The 13811-nt window shown below is 42.6% G+C and carries 5 protein-coding genes; all 5 read right to left on the bottom strand.

All coding sequences use genetic code 11. The features are described 5' to 3' along the window. Positions 1–11: 11 nt before the first annotated feature. Complete coding sequence (locus tag DWX23_RS23320; RefSeq protein WP_158607118.1) at positions 12–3086, bottom strand: TonB-dependent receptor; 3075 nt, start codon at positions 3084–3086, stop codon at positions 12–14. 462 nt (positions 3087–3548) lie between these two features. After that, entirely contained in the window at positions 3549–5498 is a 1950-nt protein-coding gene (locus tag DWX23_RS23315) for a glycoside hydrolase family 97 protein (RefSeq protein ID WP_199673376.1), read from the bottom strand. Positions 5499–5514: 16 nt separating this feature from the next. Continuing rightward, the gene (locus DWX23_RS23310; RefSeq protein ID WP_122376266.1) at positions 5515–7659 is read right to left on the bottom strand and encodes an alpha-galactosidase; all 2145 of its coding nucleotides are present in this window, start codon (positions 7657–7659) and stop codon (positions 5515–5517) included. 21 nt (positions 7660–7680) lie between these two features. After that, the gene (locus DWX23_RS23305) at positions 7681–10464 is read right to left on the bottom strand and encodes a sugar-binding domain-containing protein (RefSeq protein ID WP_122376265.1); all 2784 of its coding nucleotides are present in this window, start codon (positions 10462–10464) and stop codon (positions 7681–7683) included. A gap of 49 nt (positions 10465–10513) precedes the next feature. After that, positions 10514–13801, bottom strand: a complete 3288-nt coding sequence (locus DWX23_RS23300) for a DUF5107 domain-containing protein (protein WP_122376264.1) — start codon at positions 13799–13801, stop codon at positions 10514–10516. Positions 13802–13811 lie beyond the last annotated feature (10 nt).

Genomic DNA, 13811 nt, shown 5'->3' with positions numbered 1-13811 from the left:
CTTTATATTGTTTAAAAAGAAACATCTATACCAAATGTTATATTTCTCATTGCAGGATTTCCATGAGCGTAAGCTGTTGAGGTTTCAGGATCCTGTCCTTCCCATGAGCTAAATGTCAACAGATTCTTTGCAGCCATATAGACTTTTAAACTTTGTATTGGCGTTTTACCTAATAGCTTTTTATCGAACCGGTAAGCCAGTGAAAAGTCCTGCAATCTCAAGAAATCGTGGCGTTTAGGAAATTTATATCCATAAGGATTTGAATAGTTAGGACGGGGAACTTCATTTGACGGATGTTCCGGCATCCAATATTCTTTATTCAACCAGTTAGCAGTACCACCACCGCCAAATGTCGCAACATTATAAGCGTAAAGGTTTTCTGCAATATAATAATTCTTTTTTCCTCCACCCGCAATCCAGTTCAACAAGAAATACAGTTCAAAATTCTTATATGTAAACGTATTCGACATGGTCATTGTAAAATTAGGCTTCTTGTATCCCACAATTTCACGGTCATGATCAGCATTAATGACTCCGTCACCATTCAGGTCTTTAAACTTAACATCACCAGGCTGACCGCCATAGATTGCCATATATTCTACATCATCCTTTTGAATAATCCCGTCAAATACATAGGTATAAACGGCATCCAGTGATTTACCGATAAATAAGTTGTTAGCGATATCATCGTCTTCTACACCATCTCCATCACCATCCAACCCGTAAAGCGACACTATCTTATTTCTATTCATCCAAAAATTCAATCCTGTAGACCAGGTAAAATCTTTCGAAACGATATTCTGAGAGTTCAACGAGAATTCTACACCCCAGTTATTGATCTTACCGATGTTATCAGAAACATTCTGGAAACCGTTCATGATCGGAATGGCACGGTTCAACAACAAATTCGTTGTATTTGAATTATAGTAGTCCACATTACCACTCAATCGTTCATTCAATACAGCAAAGTCCAGACCGACATTCCAGGCTCCCGTTCTTTCCCATGACAGGTTCTTATTGGCCAAATTACTTGCAGCTGAAGTTTTTACAGAAGTACTTCCGAAAAGATACGAACCAGACCCCATCTTTGAGAAAGTCGAGTAAGAACCAACAGACGGATTACCATTTTCACCATAAGATAATCTGAGTTTCAAATAATCGATGAACTTAATATTATCTCTGAAAAAACCTTCCTGACTCAATGTCCAGGCACCTGCCAATGAATAGAAATCACCATATTTATGTCCGTCGGCAAACCCCGAATACCCGTCACGACGAACGGAACCGGAAAGGTGATACCGTTGTTTATAAACATAATTAAAACGTCCCATATAAGCCAGCTGAGAAAGAATTGTCTTACCTGTTTCAACCCCTCTGTTGGCAACATTTCCTAATTCTAATGCATCTACTCCCAAAGCAGTAGAACCTGCATCTGAAAAATCTTTGGCGCTTAAAGTAGAAGACGTTTTTGATTCTCTCTGGCGTTCTGCCAATAAAGTTACATCGATAGAATGATCTTTAAAAGTCCTGTTAAAGTTAATCAAATGATTCATAAACCAATCGGTACGTGTCACATGCTCTTTCGATCCGTTTGCATCTTTAAGATATTTACTCTGATCACGCAAATCGGCTTCGCTCAAGGTATTCATAAAATAGGTCTCATCCTGGAATCTCGCTTGATGTCCTTCCCAACGGTTCAGAGAGTAATTAAATGTATAAGACAAGCCTTTTATCCAGGGTAAATCAATACGTGCGAAAGCCAAACTCCGATAATTCTGATTGCGATCTTCATCAAACTGACGGGTTTGCCATAACGGGTTGATCGTTGTTTGATGTCCCTGAGGAGAACGCTCCATCATTCCTTCAAAACCTTCAAAACGGACATATTTATAGGAATAAGGAGTTCCATTAATAGCATTTCTCAAGTCAGCTTCAACACCATCGGCATTTTTATTAATGACAGACAGATTCAGACCGACTTTTAACCAATCCGTAATTTTTGACTCCACCTTCGATGTAACCGAGAATTTCTTAAACTGATCATTATACAAAACGCCATTCTGATTCAGATACTGTCCGGATACATAATAATTCAGTCTTTCACTTCCTCCCGACACACTGATCTGGTAATCCTGAGAAATACCTGTTCCAACTGCCTCGTCATACCAATCTACAATGCTGCCTTCCTGGTATGCAGAATATTCATACGGAGTAAGTAAATTCTCCAATGCCAAATCAGACTCAGAAGCACCATTCATAATGTTCAAATCTTTCTTCAAACGTAAAAATCCTTCCGGATCCAACATATCCGGTTTAGAGGTTGCGTTCTGAATACCCACTGTTGCAGCAAAACGAACAGTAGGCTTTTCTGACTTTCCTTTCTTAGTTGTGACCAAAATAACACCATTAGCTGCTCTAGAACCATAAACAGCCGCCGAACTAGCATCCTTCAAAACATCAACAGAAGCGATATCACTAGGATTCAGTTCATTATAACTACCTAAAAACACAACACCGTCAACAACTAACAAAGGATTATTTGACGCTTTAATTGAGTTCTGCCCCCGGATATTCACACTAGGGTTACCACCTGCACTGGTTGTCGTACCAATATCAAAACCAGGCAATTGTCCTTTCAAAGCATCCAGTACGTTCATATTCGGCAATGCCATACGAGGAGAATCTTCCAAACGAATCGAAGCAATGGAACCCGTAAGGTCTTTTTTCTTTGCAGTACCATAACCGATCGCAACAACTTCACCCAGAGCTACCACATTTTCTTCCATAGCTATCCGCAAAGTCTTCGAACCGATAGCTTTTACTTCCTGTACATTATAACCGATATAATGTATTTCCAGAACACTATTAACGGGGGCATTCAATATAAAGTTACCGTCAAGATCCGTAACTACAGCATTTTGAGTCCCTTTTTGCATAATCGTTGCTCCAATCAAAGGATCCCCTGTCGACTTATCAAAAACATGACCTTTTATACTTGCATTTTGTGCGGTGGCAGGAAGTACCGACAAAAGTAAAAAGATACAAAAAAGAGAAATTAGTTTTCTCCAAATTTTTAGTCTTTTCATTTCACATTCCATAAATAAATAGATTTAATTATTTTTGAACTCAATTCATTTCCAGTCTTCTGGAATTATGATTACATTTATTTCGTATCATAATATTGAATGTAGTTCTTGTAGAACTAAATTAATAGCCTATCTATTCATGCTTATTTATAGGAAGTTATGTAATTCCGGCGGGATAACAAAAAATGTAAATAAAAATAAACCTATTGGTTGGTAAGACTTTAATAAAAAAATAAAGACTGTAGTTCTACAAGAACTACGTTCGCTAAAACAAACTATACATGCTGATTAATAGCATTATACTTAAAATTATCTTTTTCTAACTCCGAATCTATTGCTTGCAAAATAACAGTTAATTCTGAAAATAATAAATAGACAAAACCGATCAATAAATGGACAATATTACGATTTATATATTTTCTATCCAAGAAAAATCCATATTTAACTATTACGATTTTTTAATTAATAAATCCTAGCGATCCATCCCCCACCAGAAACCATGGATAAATGAATTTGATCACCTTTTTTGATTTTCACTATTTCTCTCTTATAGTCAATTGCACGGATATCTGCATTTACACCGTCTTTTAGTATCTCCATTGTATATTCTCTGCCTTCGTCCAAAAAATCAAAATCCAAATCCATATTCCTTGGAGTCCAATCAGTAATAGCCGCTGCATACCAAACATTTCCACTCCTTCTGGCTAAAGCAACATAATCGCCCACTTTTCCTTTCAAAGGAACCGTTTCATCCCATTCGACGGGAATTTTTGTTAAGAAACGAGTACATTCTTCTTCACGATAATAATCAGATTGAGGATCAGGCAGCATTTGCATCGGACTTTCTGTAATAACAGCCAATGCTATTGAGTGAGCACGTGTACCTTGTCCCATCGGTGTATCATGATTAAAACGGAAACTTTGTTTAGTTGCATTATTCAATGTACCAGGAATATAATCCATCGGACCAGCCACATTACGAATAAAAGGAAGTGTACAATGGTGGTCAGGATTATCTTTATAGGTACCTCCATTTTGTTCAAACTCAACCAAAGCTTCACGCGTCAAAACATTGGGATAAGCACGTCGCAAACCATCCGGTCGATAAGCCCCATGGAAATCAAGAACCATCTTATGTTTAGCCGCCTGCTCAGCAGCGCGCCAGTAGAAATTAACAACTTCCTGGTCTGAACGATTTATAAAATCAATTTTTAACCCTTTAATACCCCACTTTTCAAATTGATGCAATGCTTCATCCATTTGTGAATCAAAAAGATCATAGGTAACCCAAAGCATTACATCTACATTTTTCGATGTTGCATATTGTACAACTTCAGGCATATCCAATCCGTCAATAGTCTTTGTAAGATCTTCTTTATAAGTCCAGCCATCATCAAAAAGGAAATAACGAATACCAAAATTAGCAGCAAAGTCTATCATATATTTAGCAGTCTCAGTATTGATACCTGCTTTGAAATCTACATTATAAAGCCCTCGTCTTGCCCACCAATCAAACGTTACCCAACCCGGTTTAATCCAGGAAGTATCCTCTAATTTACACTCAGGAGCCAGTAGATAGACCAGCTGATTGGTTAACAGATCCGTTTCCTGTTTACCGATAGCAAAAATACGCCAAGGGAAGCTACGACTGCCTTTTATTCTTGCGATATAATCCTCACATACTAAAATAGCCCTTCTATTCTTGGAATTTCCTTTAATACTATTGTAGCCTTTCGGATAATTCCAGAAATGAGCCTGCAGATTTTCTTCCCCTTTACCTAGCCACATACAAGGATAATCTTCTGTTGCCGATTCAAGAAACAGGACATTCACCGAAGAAGGAGTCTGAAGCAAAGCAGGAAGATTACCTGTTTTTCCCTGTTCTATCTCACTTATATTCTTTACAATATAAGGAGCTTCATAATCACTATTCATACTTGAGTCTTGTTGAAAAGTCAATATAGATGATTGGTCGAAAATAAACTCTGCATGTTCATCGTTTATAACCACATCGCCTTCCAAATCTGTGATAAAACGATATACTACACCTTCATTATAAACACGAAACTGCAATTTACTCTTATCTTTAAAAGTGATAAGCGTCTCATTATATTTCTCCGGTATTTCCGAGAACTTCTCTTTTATTTCAGGAACCACGATCCTGTCAACACTCGATCGATTTACGGAACGTACTTTGGCACGCCGTGTCGGAACCAATCCGTGATCGGTATCCAGATGAATGTCTTTCACCTCAAAGAGAAGATCTGTTCCCATGTAAACTTGCATAGACACATCGTCATCTACACTTACGTTCAATTTTAGATTCTTATCAGGGGAAAGCGTTTCTATATCTTTTGCCATCCCCATGTAAGAAATCAATAAACTGAAAACCGTTACTAATACTCCTTTCATTCTCATAATTACTTTATTATTGTTTCACAATTTTGAAGATACGGCTTTTGAAAGCTCCGTACAATGGGAACTCGACTCCTATATTCATCAAGTGGCGACCTTTATAAAGTCCTTCCATCCCGTCAATCCGATAGGATGCCTCCGGTTCCAAACCGCGCAATTTTACCTTTTTAGGACGTTTCGTCTCCGGGATTACATTATCAGGATACTCAGCCAGATTATAAACGAACAGGACAGATTCTGTCTTCGGCTTATCGACAAACTGTAGAACACTCCGGTTATTTTCATAAGGGGAAACCAAACGATAATGATCTCCTTTATGCACCGTTTCCCGTATCTCTTTATAAAGAGCTATCTTTTCACGGGCTGTTTCCTTCTCTTTATCGGTCCATTTCGTTATATCGTAGCCGACTCCCAACACCCCGCACATAGATACGTCAAACTTAAATTCCAGCGGATGCTTCTGACCGTGCCAGTCCTCTTGTGTCACCCAACTGATCATTGAATTGGAAGGGAACGCATTCAGGAAAGAATACTGTATGAATGTACGTTCCACCGGATCGGTATTATCACTTGCCCAGCAGAAATCGGTACGTGCCATCATACCCAGGTCCACTCTTCCGCCACCACCGGCACAGTTCTCAAACCATACTTCCGGAAATTCGGCACGCAGCGTTTCAAACAGACGGTACAGGTTCTCGATATATTTAATACGGACCGCCCGCTGCTCGTCGGTCGGTGCAGACAGGAAACCCGGCTCAGTCAGTCCGCGGTTCATATCCCATTTTATGAATTTGATATTGTTTTCACGCAGCAAGGTAGAGAAACAGGTATATAAATATTGATAGACATCTTCGCGTGCCAGATTAAGCATCAACTGGTTACGTGTTTCATGCCGGGTCCGGTTCGGGTAATGGAATACCCAGTCAGGATGTTGGCGGTAGAGGTCGCTGTTCGGGTTTACCATCTCCGGCTCTATCCAAATACCAAAATCCAATCCCATAGCATTGATCTTGTCGATCATCGGTTGCAGACCGTTAGGGAATTTTTTCTTATCGACAGTCCAGTCACCTAAACCGCCTTTATCGTTCACACGACCTTTAAACCAGCCATCGTCGATTACAAAGACCTCTACACCCAGTTCTTTTGCAATTTTAGCCAAAGCCAACTGATGTTCTTCATTTACATCAAAAGTCGTCGCATACCAGCTATTATACAAAACAGGACGAACCTGATCGCGATGGGAAGGATATAAGACCTTTTCGCGGGTAAAAGAAGCCAGGTTTTGTGAAACACCCTCCATTCCACGGTTGGTATATCCGACCATCAGCTTAGGGGTTGTATAACTTTTTCCCGGCTGAAGGACCAGGAGTTGATCCCAGAAATTAAGACCTCCGGTCACTTGAACCTCGCCGGGAGCATATTTCTCGAAATCCATCCGCCAGTTCCCACTATACTGTAAGGAGCCAAACCAAACTTCTCCACAAGTCTCCTCCTGCTCGCCTTCCGGCCTTATCGCAAAGAAAGAAGAACCGTATGAACGCAGGTCTTTCGTCTGAATCGTCTTCAGTCCCTGAGTCAGTTTCGTTACATTCATCTGGTACTCATATCCCCATCTGCCGGACAAGTGTGTTAGTTCATATGCATTTTTCGGTAGGAAAAAGGTGCCGGACTGAACATTTTCAATGTCGATACTCCCTTTCTTTCCCGTATTCTTTACCTCTATCCATTTTTCCAGCAGATCATACTCCGGGAGAACACGGATATATTCCGTTACTGCCAGCGGATAATATTTATCTTTCTGATGAATAACCAAAGTGGTATATCCATCCTGTGTCAGGAGTTCCACTCCGGTATAAGTCAGTTCAATATCCCTCACCCGGTCTTTGAATACTGCTTCCAGCATCGGAGTGGTTGCCGAATAACCACCTCGCACCGTCACTTCTTCTCCTAACGGATAACGAAGCATTCCCGGATCCTGACTTTTATCTCCGAAATAAAACATATTCACAGTCCCCTGTTCAGACACACGTATCTGATAGACAGAAGAGTGTGTAGCCAGTGTCCACGACTTCCCATCACTACCCACTGTAATAGCGGATTGTTGTGCCCAACTCATTCCCGCCACCAATGCAAACAATACAATAAACAGCTTTTTCATAAGTAACCTTCTTTACATTAATCAATAAATATCCTCCGGTTTACTCGCTCCTGAAGAGGCTTCCGCTATAAGTAACCGAGCCAAAACATCCGATTCCATCGTGTTCGACGGACTAAAAGAGTCGCTTTTCATATATTCAAGCAGGCTGAAATATAATTGCCGTGCTTCCGGACGCTGTTTCCAGTCAGACAGCAGGTCCATAGAGCAGAAAAGCAATTTACCCGGTCCGACTTTCACCTCGAACAGATTCGATAAACGGCGGTTATTCGCAAAATTATCGATCACTTCTACCAAGGGGGTCACGGCTGGCAGATTATCTGTCACGATTGTTTTAGACTGTTTCAACAACGACCACCATTGCCAGTCAGTATAATTACCTGTCGGGAAATGGCTGAATGCCGGATGTGACGCATCACATAAGATACCCATTGAACCCGCCTGTTTCGGAAAATGAACCGGACTCCAGAAAACCGGAACAAATTTGCCTTCCAGTCCTACCGTTTGCCTATAATCCGGATTATACAAGACTTTCTTCCCTCCTGCCAAAGCTCTTACGGCTTCATTCAGATCACGCGTAACGATGATCTCTCCTTTATCTAAATCCGGTTGAGCCGGATATACCCAAATACTCCATTCATTTTTATAAGGAGTGTTATCCAATACAACGGACAGGGTTAACCGGGCAGCCTCTGGTTGATTTAACGGGCTGGTAATCGTTTCAGGCAACTTATTCAATCCGATGGCAAGTGACGGACAAGTCATTGTCCCTTCATTCACCACTTTACCCTTGTCATCTTTCAAAGACCAGGAGACAGATTGATTTTTCAATTCTTTATCTGTGAAATTGGCAATCTCAACCGTAGCAGCAAAAGGCTCGTCATTGGTATAAACGGCTTTCGGAAAACGTACCAAAGGAGATACCGGAGAACTAGCCTGCCGGAAAATCGCAGCATCGGTTACGCCTTTACTGTCCCAAAATGCGTCCAACAGACCTACCAAAGCAGTGCTTTGCCCCGGAAAATCATGCAAGTCGAGAAGCTGGAAACCGCTACATCCGGCCGTTTTCATCGCACGTTCAATCTCTTCTTTATATAAAAGGGCAGCCAGATAACCGGAAGCTTTCAGGTAATCATCGGCTTTATCCAACAATCCTTTCTTTTCCAGTTCCTGTTTTACTCCTTTAAAGTTCAGAGGGTCGAGTACACCGGTATATTTTTCGATCTCTTTCAGGTTCGGGTATACCGAATATTGTCCGACCTCATGCGTAATCAACGGAACTGTCATTCCTTCCACAGAAGCTGTATAATCTTTATCGAACGAAGGAGACTGGGTATCGAAGACTCCCTGACCGCGTACCCAACCTTTTTTAGTCCATTGCGTAATAAAGAAATCATCGTCCGGTTCAGGCCAGTCACCATGTCCACCTTCGAAGGTGAAAGAAGTGGTTGTATATAGATGACGCGGATCTTTAGCCTTTACATAACTCAGTAACCGGGAAAGGAAATTAAAGTCCGGTTGCAACTCATTCCCCAGACTCAGGAAACAAAAAGAGGGATGATTACCATATTCAGACAGGATACGGTCAGCTTCAGCATACAAATATTCGTTTGTTTTCTGATCTTGTCCCACGCTTAACGACCAGAGAGGAAGCTCTACCTGTAGATAAAAACCTAAAGAGTCAGCAACCTGAAAAGCTGCTTCCGGCGGACACCAGGAGTGGAAACGCAAATGGTTCAATCCCCATTCACGGGCAGTCAGAAAGACTTTCTTCCATCCCTCGGGCTCCATTGGAGGACGCCCGGTGAGCGGGAAAACACAACATTCGAGCGTTCCCCGCAAGAAAGCTTTATTTCCATTCAACAGCAAGTCCGATTGATTATGCCGGAATTCGCGCATACCGAACTTCGTACTCCGCCCGGCTCTCACCGAACCGGCTTCGACCTTCAGATCCAATTGATACAATGTCGGAGTAAATTCATTCCATACCTGCATCGAGTCACCCATCGGGCAAGTGATGTCCAACAATGATTCTCCCGATGGAAATTCCATATCACGCGTCACGGTCGTAATCGGGGTATTCTTCTGTTTTTGTACTACAGCCTGCAAAGATCCTTTTGTGGCCTCACCACGATTATTGATCCTACCTTTCACATGCACTTGTCGGCCGGAAACGTCCGGATACACTTGCAAATCTTCGATGGAAAGGGCTTCTTTAGCCGTAAGAGATATTTCACCGATAATACCGTTCCACATGATCTGTGTTTCATTCGTATAGGCATGCGCCTTATCATCGATAGAAATATCATGTTGTTTCCGGTTATCGACACGGACAGTCAACTTATGTTTCCCCGGTGTCAGGTATTCCGTCAGATCAAAAATATGCGGACTGATCAGACTCTCACAACAACCTGATACCGGCTTCCCGTCTACCCATACCCTTGTCTGCCAGATAACACGCTCCAGCTTTAGTTCGATAGATTTCTCTTTCCAGTCCGATGGAATCGTTACTTCACGAGAATACCAGGCCGGACCGACATAACTGTTTTTACGGGTAAGATGAAATATCTGCGGTTTACTGATAGAAGGCGGCAAAGTGTTCGGAATACCATATCCTGCCTCGTCGGTCGTTCCCGGCAATCGGATTTTATCGGCAAACGAACGGTCGAACCATTTTTCCGATACACCGACATCGGTACTATCCATCGCAAATTGCCATTCTCCGGCCAAAGAGATCACCGACGATGCCTCCTTGCAAGAGGTAAACATCATCAATACAAAACATATAGATAAAAAATTCTTCAACATATCTATTAATTATTGATGTGCAAATTAGCTGTTCAGATCATCGGAAAAATCAAATCATCTCCCGATGTATCTGTACTCCCTGATGGTTATTATCCATTTCAGCGGCAATATCGAAATACTTCATTGCCTTTTCGTTATTTCCTAATCCCAGGTGGCCTAATGCCATCAGGTAATTGCAATGAATACGGTTCTTTTTATTCATATCGTCTTCCCAAATCTGCAAATCAGGCAGGGAAACAGCGAAATAATCCATCTTGAAAACATCGTAAACATGCTTTTCACCATAAGAGATCAGGTTATTGAAACGCCCCCGTGCTTCATCTTCGCGTCCCAACTTACGCAAAGCCAATCCCTGATAAAAGATTTTATCAGGCTTCTGGTCGTTGTAATACATAGCAGCTGCAGGCTGGCTATTCCCGACACTTGCCTGAAGGAACAAAGTTTCCGCTTCCTGATCTTTACCTAAACCTTGCAAAGCACATGCCTTATAATAATTGAAATCGTTCTCCTGTGCACCGTACAACTTTCCTTCACCCATATTATGCGGATAAGTGAAACATTCTTCGATCAGGTTCAAGGCTTCCGGATATTTCCCTTCAGACAGCAACATCTTTACCAACTCTACACGGGCAAGCTGATACTGTGCAGGAACCTTTCCTTCCCCCCCTTCCCAGGGATGGAACTGGCGGGCATCGATCATACGGATCGCTTCTTCATATCGTCCCAACTGGTTGAGCAAGGTTATATATTCCAGATATAGATCGTCACGCAGGAAAGCGACCTCTTTATGTTTGTCGAGGAATGCAAGCCGGTCGGCATGCGAACGGTTAAGACGCTTATACAATTGATCGAGCTCCATCAGGACACGCGCATCTGTCGTATCGAGAGCAAAAGCCTTCTCCAACAAGACAACCGCCTCTTCTTGTTTACCCAGTTTATTGAAATAAGCCAATGAAAGGTTACGCAACACGGTCGGGAAAGTTTCATCCTGTTTTTTAGAAGCTTCCCAACAAGCAATCGCTTCCGGATACTGGCGTTTGTCATACCACAGATTACCCAGGTAATAAAGAGTCTTCGGAGTCTCGGCTGCAAAATCGATAACAGCCTGAAGAGCTTGAATAGCTTCCAGCGTATTCGGGAAACAACAATCAGGCTGTTGTTTTTCCGCCTCACGTATTGCCGCCAAAGCCTCTTCTTTCCTGTCCAGACGGATCAGGAACCAACTCTTATAATAATGTAACATCGTCTGATCGGAAACAGGTTGTCCGATAGCCGTATCAGCCACCTTCAACGCCTCTTCCCAACAACCCGCCGATGCATAATCGAGCGCCAATTCTTCATAATTATGTCCTTCCGGACGCATCAAAGAGATCAATGCTTTCAGATCGGAGTCCTCTCCGGTTATCAGATACTTTTCGAAACCACAGCCGAAGTTGAAACGATCGATACGTAACGAATCTTCAATCAGAGCGATTGCCTCATCGTTCCGTCCCAGATGACGAAGGATAGCCGCCTTCAGATGGCGTCCCCGCAAGTTATGCCAGTTACGGAGCAGGGATTTATCTACTTCAGAAAGCGCCTCTTCCCAATCTTCACGGGCAGCCGACAATTGAGCCAGTGAATAATAACCGGCATCCTGCCAGGCTGCATTCCAACAGGCTTTATAGAAATGATCATAAGCCTCTTCATTCTTTCCCTGATATTTCAGAGAGAGTCCCAGATTATACAGCGGTTCGCCGTCGTACGGGTTCGGATTCCGTTCTGTCAATGTCTTTACCGCCTGACGCAGATAAGGTTCTGCTTTGGCAAACTGCCCTTTGCGGATCAGCCACAGACCCATCGCATTATTATTACGCACATCGGTCGGATCGCGGCGGATGGCTTCCTGATAATAATCCGTAGCCGAATAAGTGGCATGACGATACTGCTCCAGATGCAAACCGGTCAGATAGAGTTGTTCGGTTGTCCGTATATCTTCCGGGTCGAGCGCTGCTTTTGCAGGTTCGGGGACTTCTTTGATAACGTCCGGCTCCGGTTCCCACGTCAGTACCTGTTTTCCTTTCGCATTACAGATAGAAACCTTTACATCGCATAAGCTATCGACAGGGACAAACTCCTCCAGTACGTTTTCCGGGGTTATATCGCGGGTTATATCGAGACAAATCTCCCCGGCTTTTTCGACGGTAATATGCAGACTTTTCTGTATTGATGTGGCAAAAACTTTTAATAAAGCACCCTTTCCATCGGGTTCTATGTTCATCAAAAGATCGGAAGAAGCATTCTTTACGACACCCAGTTCGCGATAAGGCATGAAATACTGGGTAAAGGTCTTCTCTTCATAAGGTTGCAACCAGGTGAAATCAGGCTGGTTGTCGGTATAAACACCTGTCATCAATTCGATATAAGGTCCGTCAGCATCCGTCAGGTTACGGTCCCACGCCTGTCCGAAATCACCGTTACCCCAGGTCCACTGCTTTTTTCCCGGTGAAATGTGATGGTTTGCCACATGCAGGACACCGGCACGGGTATCATTTTCATAACCGCCAACAAAGTTATATTTGGAACGGATCGCCATATAGGAAGTCGGGACAGGTATATTCTTATAACGGGAAATATCCACACCTGCGGAATAATCCATCTTATAATAAGTGCCCGTTGCAATCGGATAACGGGAAACATCCCGTTTGCCATGATCGAATACAGCATTCACATCGGCAGGAAACACCGATTGATAGGCATCATTCACAGCAACAGCCGGATTCGCCCACCAGAGAAAAGTCTGTGGGATGGGTGTCGGATTGTACAATTTTCCCTGAATTTCCAACACTGCACGTCCTGGACGCAAGGTAAAACCTGCCATTCCTTTCTGATGGAACATCCGTTCACGCTCGCTCACCCAAACAATAGCACTGCCGTCGGCACACCGTTCAATTGTATAGTCGATCGGCAGGAACGTACTCGGCCGGTGATGCTGCGGCCAGTTGAACTCGATACCGCCTGAGATCCACGGTCCAGTCAGTCCGACCAAAGCCGGTTTGATGACATGGTTATAATAGATGAAATGGCGGTTTTTGATCTTGTCGTATGCCATTTGTACCCGTCCTCCCAACTCAGGCAGGATCATCACCTTTATATATTCATTCTCCAGATAAACCGCATGATAACTTTTCTCCTCACAGGTATCTTCTATCTTTTCCACTACCGGATAAGGATAAACCACTCCGCTGCTTCCCTGGTAGACACGCTTCTCCAGGAACATCGGATTCTTTTCGGCTTTGCCAATACCGTAGGTAGGAAGAAGGATATCTTGTTCCCAAACTTTCACATTTTCAGTCATTTCAGTATAT

Origin of the sequence: Parabacteroides sp. AF18-52 (assembly GCF_003479145.1) — a bacterium.
In the GTDB taxonomy this organism is placed as follows: domain Bacteria; phylum Bacteroidota; class Bacteroidia; order Bacteroidales; family Tannerellaceae; genus Parabacteroides; species Parabacteroides faecis.
This window is presented reverse-complemented; position numbering and strand designations above follow the sequence as displayed.

Coding starts and splice junctions, on each gene's coding strand:
- DWX23_RS23320 (WP_158607118.1), bottom strand. CDS start 3,086: ATGAAAAGACTAAAAATTTGGAGAAAACTAATTTCTCTTTTTTGTATC.
- DWX23_RS23315 (WP_199673376.1), bottom strand. CDS start 5,498: ATGAAAGGAGTATTAGTAACGGTTTTCAGTTTATTGATTTCTTACATG.
- DWX23_RS23310 (WP_122376266.1), bottom strand. CDS start 7,659: ATGAAAAAGCTGTTTATTGTATTGTTTGCATTGGTGGCGGGAATGAGT.
- DWX23_RS23305 (WP_122376265.1), bottom strand. CDS start 10,464: ATGTTGAAGAATTTTTTATCTATATGTTTTGTATTGATGATGTTTACC.
- DWX23_RS23300 (WP_122376264.1), bottom strand. CDS start 13,801: ATGACTGAAAATGTGAAAGTTTGGGAACAAGATATCCTTCTTCCTACC.